Here is a 24,272-nt window from a genome sequence, read left to right on the forward strand (position 1 = left end):
TCCTCAGCGCTTTACCAATTCATCTGCGTTTTCTTCGCTGGTTTCATGTTTTTTGCGAAAAGCCTTAAGGAAATTCGCGTTTACTACGCCTCTGTTTGAATATAGTTTTTCACAAAACTCCAGCATGGCGCTGGACGCTTTAGATTCTGTTAACATCATCATGTGATTGCTGGAATCGACATCCACCAGATGGAATTGAGGGATTTGCCGCTCCCATTCCTCCCAGTAGGCAGTATCATCCAACGGTATTTTTTCATTTGAAATGGCAAAGTAAATGTCCAAGTCTCCAAGGAATGACCTGCTTTTATTGCGGAAATAATAACATTTTACCGCTTCAGGATCCACAAGCGGCTGCACAGTGTACGCCTCAAATTCATAAGCATGCTGAGCTTTGACCATTTGGTTAAGCTGAGTCCGTATTCTCTTATCCGGTTTGTTTAATCCCCGCTTTCTTGCTAAACCAATCAGTTCAGTTAAAAATTCCTCTTCCTCTCTGTCAACATCTACCTCTTCACGGCTGATGAGAACGTCTGTAAGCTTTTCCGGCTGAACAATAGATGCCAGCATCGTATTTATCGTTTGAAGCATTGATGTTTTTACAGAAGGCTCATTTTGTTCACGTCCAGGACTGTAAGGGGAATCAATCATGACCATGCTTTTTACAGCAAGCCCCTGGCTTTGCAGCTGGCGTGTTACTTCATATGCGAGCAGTCCGCCTAAGGAATATCCGCCTACATCATAAGGGCCTTCCGGCTGTACGGCTCGAATAATGTCTATATAATAGGAAGCCATTTGTTCAATTCCGTGTAAAGGAGCATGATTTGTCATAAAGCCCCTGGCTTGAATGCCGTAAAAAGGACGCTGGCTTTTCTTCGCAAATGGCGTATAGATTTCTACACCGCCTACTCCTCCATGAAACCAAAATACAGGGCGCCCCCGCTTGCCATCGTTTAACGGTATCAATTCTGGAAATGACCGGCTGACAGTCTGGACTGACTGGTCTTGTACTGTGTTTTCCCGTTTCATTGCTATCAAGTCCACCATATTCTGCACGGTTTGACACGTTTGCAGCTCTGCCAGGCTGATTGACAGGCCAGCTTCTGCTTGCCATTGCTGCAATAACTGTATACAAACGATAGAATCAAACCCGTAATCTTGTAATGCCTTTTGAGGATTTAATTCTTCAGGCGTCATGCCCAATACATCAGATATCATTTGAATATCGTTTCTTTTGTGAAGGGGAATCTCATCATTTGAAAAAGCAGGTGCTATTTCTGGTGACAGAAAGCCATTCCAGCAATTTCTTTTTTCAAACGGATAGGCGGGCAATGAGATTCTCCGCGCACCTTTTCCTTGATGAAGCTGCTCCCATGGAATTTGCACTCCTTTTGCCCAGCAAAACGCGATCTTTTCAAGATGGCTTTCAGACAATAGTGTCTGCATCACGATATCGCCCAATGTTCCCTCAAGCAAGGCGCCGATATCTGACAAGCCTTCTTCTGAATTTCCGATAAAGCAAGGTACAGTGCTTTTCGGCTTTTCGGCTTTTTCCGCAGCTGTTAAGTACTCTTCCAATCCGAGTACGAGTTCATCCTTACTGCGGATGACCAAGGCCATCCGGTCACTCATCTCTTCTCGTCCGACTTGAAGTGTGTAAGCGTAATTTTGTAAAGACAGTTCTTTTTGCTGTTTTACATAGTCAAGCATCTGTTGAACAACGGCTCTTAGTCTGTCTTGGTTTTTTGCAGAAAGCACCACAATGTGCGGCTCATCTGTATGTTCAATTGCTGGTTCTGTATGAGAAGGAACATATTCTTCTAAGATGATGTGCGCGTTTATTCCTCCAAAACCATAGCTATTAATGCTTGCTCTGCGTGGTATCGTTCTGCCTGCATCATCCTGCATTTCTCCCCACTGCTGGTTTCCGTCAATCATCCGGAAGCGCGTTTCCTTTATTGACACCTGATCATTCAACGAATCAAAACCGGGAATACCAGGTATTGTTTTATGCTGCATCGCCATGCTGACTTTCATAAGAGCAGCCATGCCTGAGACCAGTTCTCCATGCCCGATGCTCGGCTTTAAGCTGCTGATGTAACAAGGCATTTCTCCTTGCAGTTGGTGTGAATACTCCGATTCGAGCTGTCTGTATCCCGATTTCAACGCTTCCACTTCTATAGCATCAGCCACTGGCGAGGCGATCCCGTGCGCTTCTATATAAGTCACCGTTTTCGGATCTACTTGCGACCCTTGGTAAGCCTTCTTCATCGCATCCCTCATTCCGACCGGATTAGGCGCGTGCAGTGACATTCCCCTGCCGCCATGCGAGACACCTGTCCCTTTAATGACAGAATAAATATGATCAGAGTCTTCAATGGCTTTTTGTAAAGGTTTAATGATGAGAACCCCTGCACCTTCACTTCGAACAAATCCATTCGCCTCTGCTTGAAAGGACTTGGCTTTTCCTTCCGCACTCAAATATCCCATTGAATCAAAGCCGATAAAGCCCTTTGGTGAGAGCAGAAGGTTCACAGCGCCAACAATGGCTTGCTCACATTCGCCGTTTCGAATGGATTGAATCGCTCTGTGCAAAGCGACAAGAGCTGAGGAACAGGCCGCCTCATAATATTCACTTGGCCCTTTTACATTCAGTGCATAGGAAATACGGTTTGGCATTAAGGAAGGAATCACAGCCGCATCGGTATTGCCGGCTGCGACAAAAACTCCTGTCGGGCAGCTGGATAAGGCTTGGCCTGTTATACCGGCGTCTTCCATCGCCTTCCACGCATGTGTCAAAAGCAGAAACTCCTGGGGATCCATTGTCGCTGCTTCTTTCGGTGAAATGCCGAAAAACAGCGGGTCAAACTCACCTATGCCTTCTATAAACCCGCCCCATTGGAGGCTTGACTGCTTCCCATCAGTATTTTCGGTATATTTTCGCCAATCCCAGCGTTCTTCCGGCACTTCAGAAATACAATTCCTCCCGTGAATCAGGTTATCCCAAAATTCCGTTACATTGTTTGCTTTTGGAAACTGCCCCGACATGCCGATAATGGCTATGCCGTCTGCCGTATATTCTTTTGTTTCATCCGTCTTTCTTTCATAGGTTTGCATTTGCTTTATTTTATTTTCTTTTATATTCGGGGATTCCTGCTGTTGCTTGGCCCCTCCAAGCAATTGAACAAAGGATTTTTCATGTTTTTCGGCAAAAAAATCGGCCAGTTCTTGAAGAGTCGGATATTCAAAAAACAATGTAGGGTTTAGCTCAATCTTTGTCTCTGATTCCAGCTCTCTTGTCAACGCAATCAATTGGGAAGAATCAATCCCTAAATCCATGATATGAACTTTTGCAAGAGACAGTTTTGATGGATTGGCCGTCTTCTCAGCCAGTTTATCTGTGAGATAGCTTCGAATACGGTCTCTTATATCGTGTATTTGAACTTCCTGATTTTCCTCTTTGCTTCCTCGATCTGTTAAGCGGAATTGCTTTAAAGAGTAACCTGAATAGCGCAGCACCGTCTCTGACGCTTCATTCATCACGTCTATGTCAAACAGCAGCATTTCACCGGTATTCTTAACGAAAGTAATCAAAAGCCAGCAATCTTCTCTTATTTTATTTTTTGTGAATTGAATATCGTTGATTCCAAATGGCAAGAAATGCCCCTCTATGTCTAATTGTTCTATGAAACTGAGAATTGCCAGGTAAGCACTGTTTGTAATCAATGGGCTTACAGTGTAATGATGCGCATTCGCCATGCCATTTTGAGACAAACGCACTTTTGCAAGGATTGAATTATTGCTTCTGTACAGATGAGTGATGGTTTTATACAAGTCTCCCCACTCAGCGCCGCCGTCGACGGTTTGATACATTTGATCAATATGATCCAGCTCTGTTAACGAACGTTTTACGCTTTCGATGTTGACTTTTTTTGTTTCAAAATGATCTTTTTGGCATTGCCCGATTGCGGCAGGCTTCCACGTCTCAGATGCCCGCTCACGATACATGATTTGCAAATCGATTGCATGATCTTTCTGAAGAGGATCAGCTTTCACTTCAATTGTTTGCCCTTGGTTTATGACAACAGGATTTAGATAACTTAATTTACTGATACGGCCGCTAATTTCCTCAGGAAACATTTCAAAAAATGCGTCAATCGCAAGACTTGCATAGGTTGCACCGACGAGCACCCGTTCTTTGTTGAACACATGGCCTTGAACGAAAGGCTCATCGTATGCGAATGAATCTTGTATCAGCGGATGATTCACCGTTTGCTCATCATGCCTTTTCCCTTCTTCATGAGGCAGGGCACCAAATTGAAAGACTGTTTGATGGTCAAATGCATAGTGAGGCAAATTGATCCAGCCAGTTTCATTCCCTTGATGTATATGGTCAAAATGAATCGAAGCCCCCGCAGCCCATTGCTGTGCTGTTAAGCTTGTTTCTTCATGAGCAGACCCTGCATTCGTAGAAATCGCATCTGATTGTAAATCAAAGGATGTATAGATACCATCCTGGAGTGAGCTTTCTTTTGTTTTTTGGAGAATCTCTAGTTTTTCAATCAATTCCTGCGTCGACGATACCGAAAATGCAGCCCGATGTTCTAAGTCATGGTTGATCCTGTGCAGTGAGCGTACAACTGCTCCAATAGAAGAAGATGGTTTTTTTTCTAAAAACACTCGCAGTTTTTCGAGATAGCTGAGCAGGCTCCATTTCGTTTTCGCAGAAAAAACGGCCAGATATTCCTGCTGGTGAGGCACTGGATGTTGCTGCTCAGATGCAGCGCCGATAAATTCTTCTATAATGAGATTCGCATAGGCCCCTCCCGCTCCGAAAGAATTAATCATGCTCCTTCTGGGCAGATGCTTTCCTGTATCGGGATCTTTTAACCGCTGCCACGGCTCCGTTCGTTTTTGCAGATAAAATGCTGTGTTTTCCAAGTTAATATTTGGATTGACAGGGGTGGCATTAATCGTCGGCACAAGCGTCCCCTTTTTCATCTGCAACAGAACTTTCGTGAGCTGAGAAATGCCGGAAGCCGCCTCCAAATGTCCAAGATTCGATTTTACAGAGCCTATCGCACAAAACTGTTTCTTATTTGTATACTGTTTAAATGCATTAGATAGTGCGATTACTTCAATCGGGTCGCCTAACGCTGAACCATTTGCCGCAGATTCTATATAGCCGATTGTTTCCGGATCAATGCCGGATTGCTGAATGGACTTGGAGATTAATGCAGCTTGCTGCTTCGGGTCTGGCGCTGTATACATCTGCCTTCCGCCGCTATGATTGGCAAAGCTGCTTTTGATGACGGCATAAATATGGTCGTGATCTTCTATCGCCTTAGAGAGCGGTTTTAGCAGGACGGCTCCGACGCCTTCACCCGGAATAAGCCCGCTTCCTGTGCCAAAGCTCTTGCTTTGATGTCCGTTCCCTAAAAGATTTGCGCGCTCCAGTGCATCATATTTTGAGAGATCCAGTGTTAAATTGACACCGCCGGCTATTGCCATCGAACAGTTTTTCAGTTTCAAACTCTCACATGCAAGATGGATTGCGTTTAAAGAACTGGAGCATGCGGAGCTGACAGCCAGACTTGGTCCTGTCAGGTTAAAAAAATGAGAAACGCGATTTGCAATATGCCAGTCTCCGCCATTAGAGCTCAGCACCGCTTGTTCTAATGAAGGGATATTCCAAACATACTGATTATACATGTTTCCAACAAAGACACCTACTCCCGTTCCGTTGTCCTGCAGTTCATTTAAACGGATTTGGGAATAGCCGCCGTCCTCAAATGTTTCCCAGACGGTTTCTAAAAATAAACGAAGTTCCGGCGTCATTTCCATTACTTGATTCTGATCCGCTTCAAAAAGATGATGATCAAACGCATGTACGTCTTTTAAAAATCCGCCGTAGCGCTTCTTATCTGACGATTGTAATGATTCTTTCGACAAAGTGTTTACTAAAGATGTCCGCCATCTTGATTGCGGAGCCTCTGTAATACAATTATCCCCAGCTATTAAATGCTCCCAGAGCTCTTCTACGTTTTCAGACATCGGATAACGTCCGCTTATGCCGATAATTGCAATATCTTCTGTGCCGTAATGATTCGGTGTAGTTCTATGAGAAGGGATTGCCTTTACGTTTTTCGCTGTTTCGGTTTCTGATTTTGGATTCGCCTTTGCTTGCTGAGTTTTAATTAGCTGCTGGTCTCCGCTAAAACGGCGCGTTTCATATGTAAACGGCTGTTCAGATTTTACTGGCTTCACTTGAGTAGAAGTTTCTTTATTTGCGGGCTGTGATTTTTCTTTCAGCAGTGATGTCCGCAGCTTCCCTTCATGCTCCTTTATCAGAAAATCGACGAGTTCTTTCGTATTGCTGTGTTCAAATAAAATTGTTTTCGGAAGCTCACCCGTCAGTTTTTCTAACTCACGAATAAAATTCACCTGCAAAATAGAATCGATTCCATACTTCTCAAATGTTGTTTCTGCATGGATACGCTCCGGTGATAGTTTTATTGATTTTGCTAACGTATGTTTCACAAATTGTGTCGTTTGTTCAAGAAGAGAATCCTCATCACTATCCTTCGTTTGAGAATGATGTTCATCTAGATGGTAATCTATAATTTCTTCTGCTGGTTTTGCTGTTCGCGTTTTTTGACGGACGATTCCGTCACTTTCCGCTGCGATGATCTGCTGGCCGAGCTGATGTGATTGTTCAGCCATAAAGGAAACATAACGAAAGCCCTCACTCTCAAGCACCATTTTCCATGTGTCTGGATATAAACCGGGGCAGCCCGGGATACGCAGATCGGGATCTTCATACAGCCACCAGCCCTCTAACAAGCCAAAGGTCAGGTGTGAATATATATTATGGTCATTAATTTCATTCAGAACGAGCAGGCCGTTCTTCTTCAAAACCGCTTTGGCATTTCTCAATGTCTGCCGGATATTTTTCGTCGCATGAAGCACATTTGCAGCAACAACCATATCATATCCGCCCGCTTCTATATGTTGTTCAGCCGCCGGCTCTTCCACATTAAATACCTTATACGTCAAATAAGGGTTGTCCGGACCGTATGTTTTTTCCGCATGCAGTAAAAACGCCTTGGAGAGATCTGTATAGCAATATTCTTTTATATGCGACTGATAGGGTTTTATTTTTTGAAAAACTGCAGCGCTTGTACCGCCTGTTCCTGCTCCGATTTCTAGTATACGAATCCTTGCTTCAGGCTCTTGCTTTAGACGCTCCTGCATAAAGGCAGCCAAGGTGTCTGCCAGCACATCGTTAAAATAGTCAGCGACTTGATTGTTTTTATAGATTCCTTCCACTAACTCCATAGATGAGTTCGGAAAAAGGATATCGGTGGCAGATGCCTTGCCGGTCAGAATATCCGGCAAGGCTTTAAGTGCAGTCTCTACTAACACCACCATGGCTTTCATGTTACTGTCTTGAAGCAAGTCTGCTTTTTTTTCATCCCATTCGTTCCACAATTCATTTATGTCCTCTGTTGAGCGGGTTACGGCGTATCCATTTGCCGTTTGTTGAAGAAAACCATGCCGCTCCAAAATCGATAGGCTCTCCTCAAACCATCTGCCATAGAAATTCTGCAGCACCGGCTGGGGCTTATTTTCCTTGAAAAATCCTATGGACTGCAATTGTGCTAACAGCATCTTACAGAGAATGTCTTCTGTGTTTCGCATTGGCGCTTCCCCTCCTATAACAGTTGTTGTATCTTTGTGCTGTCTCCCGGGTGATAGCTTCGCAGTTTCTCAATGGCGGAGCTGTGAGTTTCCGGATACACCTCAATTGTTTCGTCATTCTGTCCTGAGTCATTGTCGGTTTCGCAGTCTGCCATCTTCATCATCACAAGCTGTTTCAGCGCCCCCCCGAGCAGCAGTTCCAACGCTTCCATCGCTTCAGGGGCTTCAATGGAGCCTATGCCCGCCTGTGCCATTCTTCGCTGATAATCAGGTGAGGAAACAACACCAATGCTGCCCCAATAACTCCAATTGATCACAGCTACTGTACAAGGCCATACTTGTGAAAGCCGATGAGCAAAAGCATCCTTAAAGCTGCAGCCGGCAGCATAATTGCTCTGTCCTGAAGCTCTTGCAAATGATTGTACGGAAGAGAAAAACAAAGCAAAGTCCAACGGCTCTTTCTGGAAGACTTGAGCCATTTGCACACTTACATCCACTTTTGCAGAAAGAACATTTCTGAAACGTTCCTCGTCCATATTCATCAGGCTTTGGTCTTGCAAAACAATGGCAGAATGAATGATTCCGTTGATTTCCCGATGTATTTGTTTGATGGCTGCATAAGCACGTTCCAAGTCCTCTCGGTTTGCGGCATCAGCTTCGATATAAAACGGAGCCGGCCCTAAACGCGCAAGTCTGTCCAGCTTGCTTTGAATGGATGCATCTTTTGTTCTTCTGCCAATCCAAACAACATGCGCTTGGTATGTTCGAATTATATATTCGCTCCAAGCTTCTCCAATTCCGCCCGCACCGCCTATGACAACATAAACGCCTCCGTGTTTATACTTGGTGTGCACAGGCTGATTGCTGTGTACAGGAATCAGACGCTGTTTGTGCCAGGTTTTGTTCCGATACGACCAAGTATTTCCCTCTTGGTCGAATGGCAAGGAAAAGATTTCATCCACCGGCCAATTCTCATTTCGATCTACATCGATCAGTTTTGTCTGCCAATTTGTATATTCTTTTGCCATCGAGCCGATCAGACCGTGAAGACCGGCATCAATTGGATTGACAATGTCATGCTGATCAACACATTGCGTATTCGCTGTCACGACCGTCCAGCTTATCGTCTTCTCTCCATAGCCTAAAGAAAGCATCGCCTTAATGAGCCTGAACAGTTGAATAACGCTTTGGTTTTGGGCTTCAATCATGGCATCACTGATTTCGCACTCCGCAATATGAGAAGGAGAAATCCACACAATATGGTCAAATGCCCCTAATGCTTCAAGCTGGTTTGCCATCTGTTGAATAGAATCATGCGGCTTGATGTGCAGCTCTTTGGCAGGCGGGAACTGTCTTTGTACAGCTTTTCTGCTGTTTTCATCCCCACCTAGAATGACAACACGCTCATCAGCAGACGGAATGATCCTGCTATTCTCCGTTTGCACTTGATCCCATACCGGGGCCATTAGAAGCGCTCCATTAAGAGACGCCTTGCTGTCAGATGGTTTTATTTTTTCAGGGCGTTGTATGTCTTCTTCTATCACTCTTGAGGAGATGCCCTTGATTCTTACACATACCTGGCCTTGTTCATTACATAGATCAATATCCAGCCTTTGAATTCTGTCCTCGTTTGGACGCGAGGCGACAGAGACCCACATGTTTTCTGTACATGGGCTATATACTTCAAGCTCCTGCAGTGCAAAAGGCAATGAAAGCTGTTCATCTCCGGAATTCAGCTTTAACCCGATCGACGCCTGCAAAGCAGAATCCGTCATACTTGGATGAAGAATAAATTCGTTCAGCGTTTGAGATACACCAGACGGCAGCGAAAGCTCTGCCAACGCTTGATTACGGCCAATGTAAAGGTGCTGTATTCCTTGAAAACCAAGCCCGTATTCTATGCCGATCGCTTTAAATAACTCATAGCACTGTTCATTTGAAAGTGTGCTTTGACTGCATTGCGATTGCAGCGCGCTGATATTATGAGAAGGAATGTTTCCTGCTTCTCTTATCTCAACACTGCCCTGACTGTGTACCTTTCGTGCGCCCTCACCGTCTTCTGTAAAGATTTCAAAAGCAATTTCACCATCGTGCTGAGGATCCAGACTGATATGCACTTGGACTGGCTGACCATCCGCCACAATCGGCTGTACCCAAACAACATTTTTTATATGAATGACAGATTGATGATCTTTGAGCCCTCGCACTGCCTGCGAAATGGCTGCATGCACCATCTCAAGATACGCGACCCCCGGCATGACCGGCTTTCCCTTCACCTTGTGGTCGTTGAAAAAGAACTCAGCGCCTGTAAAGATTGAGCTGAAACGCTGCTCTGTCAAATCAGAAGTGTTGGTTTGTACTAATGGGTGCAAAACTGCTGTATCGACAGTTTTTGTCGGTGCCTTTTGTGTGATTGCCTCCTCTTTCATATCCGTTATCCAGTAGCGCTCTTTTGCAAATGGATAGGTCGGCAAGCTGATGCGGTTAGGCAGTTTGCCGCTGTACAGTTTGTTCCAATCTATTTTTAATCCTGCTACCCATAATTCAACCAGTTTTGTATAAACTCCGGGTTCCCAGTCATTTTCGAGTGTTTTCTGAATGTCTTCGTCTGACCTGAGTGTCTGTAATATCCCTTTATTTGCCCTGCCTCTATACATGTTCGTCGCATTGGTTTGTCCTTCAATAAAGAGGTACAGTTTCTCCAGCAAATCTTGAACCGAGACAGCGATAATCCCTAATCTCTCCTCCATTGCATCGCGCCCCTCTTGGAGTGTATAAGCAATATCAGTGAGATCACGATCTGAGATTGAATGTTTGCTGATAAAATCCGCCAATTGCTGTGCTTGGTCCTTCAGGCGATCTTCTTCCTTTGCCGACAAGACAAAGATGCCCGGGTTCTGTGATGTCACTGCTGGCGCTTGTTCAGAAGGAGCAGTTTCTTTTGGAATATATTCCTCAATGACCACATGGGCATTGACACCGCCTATGCCAAATGAACTGACTCCGGCTCGGCGAGGCAGCTCCCGTCCGTTTTCATCCCACAGCGTTTTCCATTCTCTGGATTCCTGCACGATATAAAATGGACTGTCTTCCAACCTGATATACGGATTGATCGTCTCACTGTGCAGACTTTTTACCAGCGTTTTGTGTTTTAGCTGCAACAGGATTTTGATGACACCGGCTACACCGGCTGCGAGCGATAAATGGCCGATGTTTGTCTTCGCTGAACCCAGTCCGCAATGGCTGGCATGAACAGAAGGATCTCCCGTTTTCTCGTACAGTTCTTTAAATGCAGCCTTCAGCCCGTTAATTTCTACCGGATCGCCAAGTTCCGTTCCGGTTCCATGCGCTTCAATATACGTCACGGTTCTCGGATCGATTCCCGCCTTTAAATAAGCGGTTTTTACGACTTCTGCCTGAGCCTTCGGATTAGGAGTCGTCAGAGAATTCGCGCGGCCTCCGTGATTTACCGCACTTCCTTTGATCACACCGTAAATATGATCACCGTCGCGTTCCGCTGCCTTTAGTTTTTTCAGGAAGAGGATGCCTGCACCTTCACTGACTGCAAATCCATCGGCTTTATCAGAGAACGTTTTGCATTTTCCTTCTTTGCTCAGAGCCCCGGCTTTATCGTAGGCAATGTGGCCTTGCGGTGTGACAACCGTGTTGACGCCTCCCGCGATCGCCATTTCACAGTTTCCAGCTTCAATTGCACAAACTGCATGATGAATGGCGACCAGTGAGCTTGAACATGCCGTGTCAATCGGTTCGCTCGGTCCATAAATGTTCAGAAAATAACTGACTCTATTCGGTCCGGCAGAAGGACTCATATTAGCAGCTGCAGAGCCTTCGATATCTACATTTGAGAGAAGAGAGCTGTATCCCGTGTTTCCAGTACCGATGAATAAGCCCGTTTTGGTTCCTGATAGGCTTTGGGCTGAATGTCCCGCTTCTTCTATCGCTTTCCAAGCATAGGTCATTAATAGACGCTGCTGAGGCTCCATCTGCTCAGCCTCCAGCGGAGAAATGCCGAAGAACAACGGATCAAAGTTCGCTACTCCATCAATAAAACCGCCCCATTTGACGTTCGTTTTATTTGCTTCTTTTAGCGGGTCTCCGTAGTACTCACGCCAATCCCAGCGGTCTTTTGGAACCTCTGTTATACAATCTGTGCCTTCTTTCAAATTCATCCAGTACTCCTCAACATCCTTTGCTTTTGGGAAAACTCCGCTCATTCCTACAATGGCAATAGGTTCGGGCTCAGGCGCATGCTCGGCTGCCTTCTTCACTGGCAGCTCCTTTGGTTTGCCAAAACGGTTTTCGGTTGAAAACCTGATGGCTTTCATGGCTTTTTCCGCAGGCTGTACAGGCAGATCCTCCTTGACAGGTACTGCAAATTGCGCCGAGAATGTATCTTGATATTCTGCTGATAAATATGCGGCAAAGGCAGTAACAGTTGCATGCTCAAAGAAAATTGTAGGGGTCAGATCCAGCTTGTATTGTTCATTCAATATATTAGCAAATTCAGTCAAAGTGATTGAATCGAATCCATATTGATTAAACTCCATATCCGGATCAATCTCTTCAGTTTTGATTTTGAGCAATTGAGAGATTGCTTGCTTTAAAATGTCTTGTATTTGGTCCAATAAGCTGTCTTGATCCATTATTGCTTTCTGGGTCACCGGTTCTTGTGCTGGTTTATTCGGAACATCCTCAGAAGGCTGCTTTTGAGACAGCTTTTCTCTCATCATGTCTCTGATACCTTCCATGACAATGACGTTATCTTTACCAAAAGCCAATCCTTTATAAAGTGCCTGAATGCCGGTTTCGGTTCGCATAGCCGTAACGCCCGTATTTTTCATTGTCATTTTTTCAGTTTCTTTATTTACACGCATGCCGCCCTCTTTCCACAGCGGCCAATTGATCGACAATGTTTGACCGTGTCTGTACATGGCGGTCACAAGCGCATTACGATAAGCGGCATAGCTGTCCATAAATGCATTTGCCATCGCATAATCCGCCTGTCCCGCGCTGCCGGTGATACTAGATATGGAAGAGAAAAGGATAAAGAAATCTAACGCGAGATGCTCGGTTGCCTCATCCACATTTACGAGCCCTTTTACCTTAGGAGCGAGGACCTGCTTAAGTTCTTCATTTGTTTTATTCATGAGATAGTTGTCTTTAAGCAGTCCAGCACTGTGAATCACGCCATGCAAGTCGCCGTAATCAGCTGTGATCCTTGTGATTAACTCGGACGCAGCCTCCGTTTGAGTCACATCAACCCGTCTGTACTCTGTACGAGCACCTAAACGCTGAAGCTCGCTAAGCTGTAATTGCTGATCAGCGCTAAGCGCGGACCTGCCTGTAAGAATCAAAACAGGCTGTTTGACTTGGCTTGCAATTTCTTTCGCAAAAATAAATCCAAGTCCTCCTGCGCCGCCTGTGATGAGGTACACACCCTTATCCCTCCACGGCAATCTGATTTCACGGTCAGGCGTATGAATTTCATTTAATTCATTGATGTACCGTTTGCCTTTTTCATATTTAATGCGCTGATCTCCTGTGTTTCTTTTATTCTCTTGGACTATGTCTGCGATCCTATTCATAGTTTCGTTTGTATCGATTTCAATCGTCTGGCCGATCAGCTTTGTATTCTCCAGCCCGGCCGTTTTAAGGAGCGCCGAAAGTCCTGAGAAAGAGTAATGCTTTCTTTGCGCGGAGGTAAGCATTTGGATCAGAACATGGCCTTGCGGCTTGCTTTTGAGGATACTCTGTATCGTCTCAAGCGCTTGTTCGGCATAATCTTGGAATCGCTCTGCCAGACCCTCCCGGTAAGACTCTAATACTATACATTCCGCTCCTTTGAGCTTTGATTCAATGCTGTCTTTTGAGAGTCCGTTCATTTCACAAAGCATGATAATATGCCGTTCATATTCTGGTTCCGGACCGTCTTTGTCGATCTCCTTAGACATCCATTTTTCCTCAAACATCAAAGTTTCCATTGTTTGGTCAGGCTCTGCTGATCTAGGATCGCTTTCTGCCGCTCTGAATGACAAACCTTTTAGCCGTACGCAAACATTGCCGTTCTCATCTAAGATATCGATATCCCGCTTTTGCACCTTATCAGTTGCTTTGCTGCCTTCACTGTATCTGGCGTATACCCACATGTTCGAGGAGCATGTCCCGAAGACTTCAAGCTCTTGAACCGCAAAAGGCAGCGTCAGCCGGTTATCTCCTGCGCCTGTCAAAATGCTGGATGCCTGTAGAGCGGAGTCCATCAGACCCGGATGCATGCTGAATTGGCCAATTGTATCTAAAACAGAAGGATGCAATGACAATCTTGCCAATACAAAATGTTCAGCTGTATAAATCTTTTCTACACCGCGATAAGCGGGACCGTAGTCAAAACCAATCATTTTATAGGTGTCGTATACTTCGTTTACGGAGAAATGAGTTTGCTGACACTTCTTGCGCAGGGATGCTAAATCAATGACCGGCGTATCCCCAGCAGGATGTAATTCAGCCCCGCCCTGACTGTATACAATTGGTTTGTCACCGGCTGTTTCCGGGTTGCCGTAGATTTCATACGTAATGTCACCATGCTCCTCCGGAAAAAGCCTGATGTGTACTTGCAGCGGCTGCTCCCCGACTACAATCGGCCGCACCCACACTGTGTTTTTGAGCGTAATGCGATACTGACCGTTTTGTACCTCTGCAGCCTGCTCAATGGCAGCCCGCGCCATTTCAAGATGGGCCACTCCCGGCAAGATCCGTTGGCCTTTGACAACATGATCTGCAAGGAAAAACTCTTCTCCCGTATAGATAGAGCTAAACCGCTGTTCCGAGAGATTCGAAGTGTTTTGATGCATTAATGGGTGTAACACAGATGCGCTGATGTGAGATGCTTTTTTGTCGGCTGCAAAGCTTCCCCTTTTTGCGACATAATCAGAAATCCAGTAACGGTCTTTCGCAAACGGATATGTCGGCAAGCTAATGCGATGCGGCTCATTCTCGCCATACAGCTTCGCCCAGTCCACATCAAGCCCTTTCACCCATAATTCCAGCAGTTTTGCATACTTTCCGCGCTCCATCCATTTTTCAACCGCTTCTTGAATTTCTTCATCTTCCGTCAGCATTTGCAGCGTTCCTTTATCAATCCGCCCTCTATACACATCCTCCACATTATTTTTGCCGGCTGCATAGTCTTTTAGCTTGTCTTGCAAATCCTCAATTGACCCGGAAATGATCCCCAGCCGTTCTTCCATCGCGTCTCGCCCAGCTTGCAGCGTATAAGCAATATTTGCGAGATCTTCGTCTTTGTAAATATGCTGGTCTAACGCTTCAGCCAGCTGCTGTGCGTATTCTTTCAGTCTTGCTTCATTTTTAGCTGATAGGACGAAAATACCTGGATGTTCAGAAGTGATCGACGGTATGTTGCCAGCGTCCGCCTTCGGAATATATTCCTCGATGAGCACGTGGGCATTTACCCCGCCGATACCAAATGAACTGACGCCTGCACGGCGAGGCAGCTCCTGCCCCTGCTCATTCTGTAGCGCTTTCCATTCTTCTGTTTCCCGAACGATATAAAATGGGCTGTTTTCAAGCTGAATATACGGATTGACAGTCTCGCAATGGAGACTTTTCACTAAGGTTTTGTGTTTAAGCTGCATTAAAATTTTAATAATTCCTGCTGCACCGGCTGCAAGCGATAAATGACCGATGTTTGTCTTCGCTGAACCGAGGCCGCAATAATGATTGGCAGAAGTGTCTCCTTCTTTTACACCCAGCCCTTTAAAAGCCGCTTTCAATCCGTTAACTTCAACCGGATCTCCAAGCTCCGTACCTGTTCCGTGCGCCTCAATGTACGTCACCGTTTTGGGATCGATTCCCGCCTTTTGGAATGCCGTTTGAATGACTTCCGCCTGGGCCTTCGGATTAGGCGTCGTTAAAGACGCCGCACGTCCCCCGTGGTTCACTGCGCTTCCTTTTATCACTCCATAAATATGGTCTCCCGCTTCCTCGGCCGCTTTTAACTTCTTCAGAAACAGTATGCCGGCTCCCTCCCCATGAGCAAAACCATCAGCTCGATTTGAGAACGTCTTGCATTTGCCTTCTTTGCTCAGGGCACCCGCTTTATCAAAGCTGATATACACCTCAGGCAGAATAATCGTATTAACGCCGCCGGCTAATGCCATGTCACAAGTGCCTTCCTCGATTGAGGAAATGGCGTGATGGATCGCTACCAATGAACTGGAGCACGCCGTATCAATAGGTTCACTCGGCCCATGCAGATTAAGGAAATAACTGACACGATTCGGACCGACTGACGGGCTCGTGTTAGCTGCCGCTGACCCTTCTATTGCCGAGTTCGCTTTAGATAAAAGAGAACTGTATCCTGTATTTCCCGTTCCGATGAATACGCCTGTTTTCGTGCCTGACAGACTTTTTGCCGAATACCCTGCATCTTCAATCGCTTTCCATGCGTAAGTCAATAATAAGCGTTGCTGCGGCTCCATTTGTTCAGCTTCACGCGGGGAAATGCCAAAGAATAATGGGTCGAATTCCGCAATGCCGTCAATAAAACCTCCCCATCTTACATTCGTTTTATTGGCTTCCTTCGCAGGGTCCCCTTCATATTCGCGCCAATCCCAGCGGTCTTTCGGAATTTCCGTCATGCAGTCCTTGCCTTCTTTTAAGTTCTTCCAGTAGGCATCCACATCTTTTGCCATTGGAAAAATGCCGCTTATTCCGACGATTGCGATTGGCTCGGGACCGGATTCACTCTGTATGGTTGCCGGCAGCATAACCGGCTGCTTTCGGCGTCTTTTTGAGGTGACATGTATGGTTTTATCCTGTTCAAATGCAGGCTGAGCCTGAACCTTTGACCTAGTCCGTACAGCAAATGTTTTCGCAAATACCGCTTGATATTCTTCTGACAAATGCTTGCCGAACTCATGGATCGTCGGATGGTCAAAAAAGACGGTTGGCGTCAGCGCCAGTTTATATGCCCGATTGATATGGTTGGTGAATTCAGTCATAGAAATGGAGTCAAACCCATACACCGTCATTTCGGCATGGTCATCAATCGTTTCAAATGGAACCTTTAATAGCTTGGCGACCTCCCGCTTTAACATCGCCTTTACTTTATCCAGCAAACTCCCTGTGTCAATGCTCTTTGCCGGTTCAGTCATGCTTTCTGTTTCCCTTTTTTCAATAGGTGCTGAGGCTGTTTTTGACAGCATGTTTTGTTTTATCTTCTGAACGTTGCCTTCCATCACCATGACCTGGCTTGCCTCACTATTGAACGCTTGATAAAAAGCCTGTATGCCTTGTTTTGCTTCCAGAGGAACAATTCCGGCCAGCTGCACAAGTCTTTTCTCCGTTTCACGATCGACCTTCATGCCGCCCTCTTTCCATAATGGCCAGTTTACAGAAAGCGTTTTGCCATGCCGCTGACCGTGTTCGGCTAGCGTACTGCGGTATCTGGCATACATATCCATAAATACATTGGCTGCCGCATAGTCAGCCTGACCAATGCTGCCTAAACTTCCCGAAAGAGATGAAAAGAGAATGAAAACATCCAATGCCAAATCCTTGCTGGCTTCATCCAGGTGAACGAGTCCTTTTACTTTAGGCGCCAGCACGTCATGCAAATCTTCTGCTGATTTCTTGGCCAAATAGCTATCTTTAATAATTCCCGCGCTATGAAGAATGCCATCAAGACGGCCATGTTCTTTCTGGATATTGTTCATTAACTGGTACACTGCGATTTTATCGGCAACATCCATTTGCTGATAGGTGATCTCGGCCCCTATGGCGCGAAGCTCTTCAATCTTCCCTCTTTTATTATCATTCAGAGGTGAACGGCCCGTCAGAATGACTGTCGCATTTTTCGTTTGTTCAGCAATTTCTTTTGCGAACATAAGGCCTAAGCCACCGGCACCGCCTGTGATGAGATAAACGCCGCCGTCTTTCCACGGCATGCTGATGTTACGGCTTGCCGCTTTCATTTCACTCCAATCTGCAATAAATCGTGTACCGTTTTGATATCTGATATGGGTGCCGCTGCTTATTTGATTTTCTTTCAGTTTGCGGGCGATACTTTCCCCGCTTTCTTCACTGCTGATTTCAATCAATTGTCCGGTCAGCTTAGCCGTTTCTAATTCGGCCGTTTTCAGCAGTCCTGTCAATCCAGAAAACAATCGCTGCTCGCCTTCTGCGGAGGTCACGATCTGAATCAGAATATCTCCTTTCGGTTTCTCGCGAATCAGCGCTTGCACTTTTCTAAACACCTGTTCCGTATACGAATGAAAACGCCCATCCACTGAAGCAGGCCTTGCTTCCAGGATGAAGACATGGACATACTCCATTTCTGCTTCGATCTTTTTTCTCATACCCTGATCACATTCACAGAGGAACACGAGATGCTCTGCATATTCTTTATCCGCTTTTCCGCTAGCCTTTTGTTCTTTCCAAACGGGCTGAAGCAATAAGGTTTCTGAATGTGATGATTCTGTTTGTATGTCAGCCTCCATCACTCTCGTCGAAAATCCCTTCATACGTATACAAACGCTGCCATGCTCATCGCATAGGTCAATATCAACCTTCTGTATCAGATCGCCCGGTTTATTTTTTGAATTAAATTGAACATAAACCCACATATCAGAAACGCATTCATGAAAGACTTCAAGCTCCTCTAAAGCAAATGGCAGTGCAGCTTTAAAGTCTTCACTGTCAGAAAGCTCCGCCCTGGTGACGTTTTGCAGATATTCAGCCGCCTGTAACGCCCCATCCAATAAACTTGGATGAAGAGCATAATCGGCTGCTGTATGAGAGACAGATCCCGGCAGCGATAATTTGGCGAGCAGCTGGCCGTCTCCTTTATAAACGGTCTCCACACTCTTGTATCCTGGACCGTAATCGGCTCCGATCATGCCTTCATAAAATAAGGAGGTGTCCATCAAGCCTTGATTACATTGATTCTTTATCGCCTCTAGATCCAATACCTCCGCATGCTTTGGCTGAAATAATTCCGCTATGCCCTGGTTATATACAATTGGGTCTGCGTCAGCGGATTCCGGCTCACCATACATCCGATAAAGAATATGTCCGCCGTCTTCATCATAGAGCCCGATGTTTACTGTAACCGGCTCATCTCCCGCTACAACCGGACGCATCCAAACCACATGTTTCAGGCGGATTCCGGGTTCCTCATCATTTAAACCGCCAATTCCTTGTTCTATAGCGGCTCTTGCCATTTCAAGCGTGACAGCTGCAGGCAAAATCGCCATCCCTTTAATGATATGCTCAGCAATAAAATACTCCTGTCCTGTGAAGCTGGAGCTGAACCGCTGCTCCGATAAAACAGATGTATTCTGGTGCACCAAAGGATGCAAGCGTGATTCAGCTGTTTTACGATTGCCCGTGCTGATGTCAGGCCAATACCGTTCTTCAGCAAATGGATATGTCGGCAGACTCATACGGCGCGGCTTCGCATTCGGGTAAAGATGGCGCCATTCAACCTGAAAACCTTTGGACCACACTTCGGCAAGCTTTTTCAGTTTGCCTTTGGACATCCATGATGCAACCAGTTCTTCTGTTTCCTCATCCCCAAGCAAGAGATCAGCGGATTTCACTCGCGTTTTTTCTCCTTGAATACAGCCTTCTGTCAACGGTTGTCCATTCACAAAACGCTCCAGCTGCAGCTTCCATTCTTCCAAATCGCTCGCCATAAAAATAACTCTTGTGTCCATCGCCTCCCTGCCGATCTGGAAGGTGTATGCCAAATCCCTTAAAGAGTGTTGTGTCAGATCATTTTGACTGACAAATGTCAGCAGTTCTTTTACATATGCTTGCAGCCGCTCCCTGTTCTTTGCCGATACCGGAATGAGGTACGGAGGATTTCCTTCGTTATCCGCTCTTGTATCTTGGGCATTTTCATATTGTTCGAATATGGCATGAGCGTTCGTTCCGCCAAGCCCAAACGAGCTCAGCGCTGCCCGATGTACACCTTGATTTTTCTGTAATAATTTTCGTTCGCGGACAACATAAAATGGAGAGCTGTCAAAGTGAATATTATGATTCGGCTCCTGGCAGTTGATAGTTGGCGCAAGTTCGTTATGAGATAAGCTCATGGCAACCTTAATGCAGCCGGCTAACCCTGCGGCAGTATCCAAATGTCCGATATTGGTTTTCACCGAACCGATGCCGCAAAATTGTATTTTGTCCGTGTATTGCTTGTACACTTTGTTTAAGGCAGAAATTTCAATAGGGTCGCCTAATTTAGTCCCTGTACCGTGTGCTTCAATGTAGCTGATCGTTTCAGGATGGATATCGGTTTCGTCCAATACGCTCTGTATGACCTCTGTTTGGCCTTTTACGCTAGGAGCATAAAAGCCGGCCTTATCAGCTCCGTCATTATTGATTCCTATTCCGCGCATGATGGCGTAAATATGGTCTCCGTCTCTTACCGCATCCACAGCTTTTTTCAATAGGACGACAGCTACACCTTCTCCTCCAGCCATTCCGTCAGCTGCAGCGTCAAATGCCTTAACATGCCCGTCACTTGAAAAATTCAATCCGTTTTGATGCACATAGCCTATTCCTGACTGCGCGTGCAAGGTTGCGCCTCCAACAAGCGCGTATTCAGATTCACCAGCTGTTAGGCTTTTGTAAGCTTGATACAAACCTACTAGTGAAGAAGAACAATTGGAATGAACAAAGTAGCTTGGCCCCTTTAATCCGAGCTTGTGCGAGATCATCGTCGGGATCGTTCCGCTTTGGGCTAATACCCATGAGACATAGCCATCCGGAGATTCATGTCCTTCTGTTCTCTCCTTCGGCAATAACGTTCTGTAGGAATTGTTGCTTGCAGACATATACACACTTGTTTCCGGAATCTCTTTTGCCACATAGCCCGCATCCTCAATTGCTTTCCATGAATGCAGCAATAAGAGACGGAGCTGAGGGTCCATAAACTCAGCATCTTTAGGAGAGATCTGAAAGAAACCTGGGTCAAACAAATCTTTTCCCTCAATTACAGATTGCACAGGAACGTAATCAGGATGTTGAATTAATTCTTCAGGCACTCCATTTTCTCGCAGTTCTTCTTTTGAAAAAAATTGAATACTTTCCTTGCCTTCTTTGATTTGATTCCAGAACTCATGATGATTTTTCGCCCCCGGTAACTGGCAGGAGATTCCCACAATGGCAATACTGTCTTCAAAATACGGCGGCAGCGCTTGCTGTTCCGTTTGTTTCACCCTCTTCACATTCTGCTTGCTTTCATTTTGAGGAATGGCCGCCGTATCTGTGTTTTTCATTTCAATAATGTATTGGCTGATGGCCCTGATATTGGCGTACTCGAACAGCTCCGTTACACTGAATTCACAGTCAAATTCTTTTTGGATTCGTTCCGCCACGGCCACGGCAAGAAGTGAATCGCCTCCCACATCGAAAAATCCGTCCTCTGGCCCAAAACCGCTGACTTTCAGCATATCCTCCCAAATGAGCTGCACTTTGTCTTCTACTTCTGATAACTGTAAGTGTTGTGTTTTTCTATTATTTAAAATGACCTTCCGATGTTCCAATTCCTTGCGGTTCACTTTCCCGCTTGGTGTTAACGGCATCTCATCCAGGCGGATAAAGTGCGCAGGTATCATATATTCCGGCAGGCTGGATTTCAGGCAGCGTCGCAAATCGTTTGGATCGATAGGCTGATGTCCATTTTGCTCCGTATAATATGCAGCCAGCTTTTTATGTCCTTCCAGCTGTTTGACCACTACTGCCTGATCTAAAATGCCCGGATATTCACTCAGTTTCGTTTCTATTGCACCTAATTCAATTCGGAAACCTCGGATTTTAACCTGGCTGTCAATGCGGCCTAAATATTCAATATTGCCGTCAGGCAGCCATCTTGCTGAATCACCGGATTTATAAAGCTTGGTCCCAGATTCAAACGGATTGTCAATAAATGTTTCCGCTGTCAGGCCGGGCTGGTTATAATAGCCCCTTGCCAATCCGTCGCCTGCGATACAAAGCTCACCAGGTTTTCCGATCGGAACAGGCTTCAAATGCTGGTCCACGATATAAATCTTCGTATTGGATACAGGCTTGCCGATTGGCGTATGATGACTGGCGATATCTCCTGTTCCGCATCCGAAATAAGTCGCGTAAATGGAGGCTTCTGTTGGTCCGTAAATATTTTCAACACGGCAGTTTTTAAAGATCGATACTGCCTTTTTCACCAATTCCTTAGGAAAGGCTTCTCCTGCAACCATCATGTATTTGATTGGTCCTTCTTCAGTAAATTTCCTGTTGTCTTTTGCCGTTTCTAAAAATACATGCAGCATGGCAGGGACAAAATTAACATGGGTCACATGATATTTTTCAATCACATCCATGCACAGCTGCGGTGATTTCTCTTCATCCGGCGGAAGAATAATAAGACGGCCGTTTCCGATAAACCAGCCGAATAATTCCGATATGGATACGTCGAAAACATAGTTCGTCTTTAATAAATAAGCGTCCTCAGCAGTGACAGGATACTGGGATTCAAGAAAATTCAGCGTATTCATAATGCTCTGATGCTCTACCATGACTCCTTTGGGCTGTCCGGTACTGCCCGAGGTGTAAATGATATAAGCGAGATGATGGGGTTTGACTTCTCGTTTCAATCCACTTTTTTGTTGAGCAGTGTCCGTGTGACTGCAAGCCAAATCGATATTGATGACTTTTACATGGTCATCAGTTAATTTGTTTACTTTGTCATGAACTTTAGATTGTGTAAGGACAATAGACGCTTCACTGTCTTTGAGCATGTACGCTAATCGTTCTTGAGGGAAGTTCGGATCTAGAGGCACATACGCCCCGCCGGCTTTCAGAATCCCTAAAATTCCGATCAGCATATCAAACGAACGCTCTGCACAAATCCCTACCGGGCGTTCCGGTCCAGCCCCCTGTGCCTGAAGGTAAATGGCCAGCGATGTGCTTTTTTGATCTAATTCCTTATATGTAAGAGTCTCCTCTTCGAATACGACCGCTATCGCATCGGGGTTTTTTTTCGCTTTTTCCTCAAAAATCTCATGTATGCACTTGTCTTTGGAGTCATTTGTCTTTGTCGCATTCCATTGCTCGAACAAGCTGATTTGTTCCTGATCTAACTGTAAAGAGTATGTTTCAAGTGATAAAGACGGATCGTTAATGATGTTTTCAGTGAGTTTGATGTAGTTCTCCATCATTCTTTCAATGGTAGATAATTCATATATATCAGGGTTATACAGAAGATGAAGCACTGTTTCGTTTTCTTGTTCATACACTTCCAGCGCCAGTTCGAATTCCCCTTCTTGCCGAATGTCTTCGATATATTTGATGCCAAGAGCTTGATATGGTTCCAGCATTTTTTGTAAGCCTGCTGTCTGAAAGAAATTCTGGTAGAGAAAGGCTGTTTGAAAAATCGGAGAATCCGCTGCTGAGCGGTCTACATTCAGTTCTCTTACCAGTGCCGGAAACGGGTATGCCGCATGGTCAAGTCCGTCTGCCACTGTCAGCTGCAGGTCTCGAAGGAACTCATGAAATGTTTGGGTTCCTAGCTCTTTACTCCGAACAGCCATCATATTAATAAAGTACCCGATGATCGATTCAAAACCGTCTTCAGGCCGCCCCATTGTCGGGACTCCGACAATGATGTCCTTTTGTTTTGTATAGTGATGCAGCAGCACTTTATAAATAGAAAGGTACACAACAGATTCGTTCACATAATGAGAACGGGCTAACGACTTTATTTCCTTGCTCAGGCTATGAGGGAGCAAGCTTTTGTAAGCTTGCCCCTTATATTTTTGTGCTGAAGGACGGGGACGGTCGGCCGGCAGCTCAAGAATAGGCAGCGTCCCAGACATCTGCTCTTTCCAATAAGCAAGGTGCTCAGCCCCTTCTCTAGCGCCCAGCATACGGTTTTCCCAGTCAACAAAGTCAGGATAATCGGCCGGTAAAGTCTGCAGCACCAGCTCTTCTCCTCGCAGCAATTGTTGATACGCCTCTAAAAGCGTCGATATAAATGTCAGCATTGACACACCGTCAAATATAATATGATGAACCGTAATAAGCACAATGCATGCCTCGTTTGACTGATGAAACAGATATGTGCGCATTAACGGACCAGTTTCCAGATGAAAAGGTTCTTTCGCTTTTTCTTTTAGGTAGGGCAATACCTCAGCTGAATTCATAGCTGAGATATCCGCTTCCTCAAAATGAAGAGCCTGCAACGGCTGCACCGTTTGAAATGGAATGCCATTTTCCTCTTGAATCACACTCGTTAAAACAGGATATTGTTTCTGTACAAACAGAAGGGCTTGCTTGAACGTCTCGACATGTAATTTTTTTCGGACGCGAAAGCATAAAGGAATATTATATGCGCCCATATCAGGAGACATTTTTTGAAGCATCCATAACCCTTTTTGACCTTCTGAAAGCGGGCTTTTCAACTGACGCTTCATGCTTTGAAGATGCTCTTCTACCTCAGTAATCGTTAATTCTCCTGATCTGTAGGCATCGAGAATTTCTTTATGGTTCATACG

The 24,272-nt window shown here is 45.5% G+C and carries 2 protein-coding genes; both read right to left on the bottom strand.

The features are described from left to right. Nucleotides 1-3: 3 nt before the first annotated feature. Entirely contained in the window at nucleotides 4-7,698 is a 7,695-nt protein-coding gene (locus UJ203_RS06045) for a beta-ketoacyl synthase N-terminal-like domain-containing protein (RefSeq protein WP_322009116.1), read from the bottom strand. Between the two features lie 14 nt (nucleotides 7,699-7,712). Further along, nucleotides 7,713-24,191 (bottom strand): non-ribosomal peptide synthetase, encoded by a 16,479-nt coding sequence (locus UJ203_RS06050; protein ID WP_322009480.1) that lies wholly within the window; start codon nucleotides 24,189-24,191, stop codon nucleotides 7,713-7,715. Between the last annotated feature and the right edge of the window lie 81 nt (nucleotides 24,192-24,272).

This window comes from Bacillus sp. V26 (genome assembly GCF_034296245.1).
GTDB classification, from domain to species: Bacteria; Bacillota; Bacilli; order Bacillales; family Bacillaceae; genus Bacillus; species Bacillus halotolerans.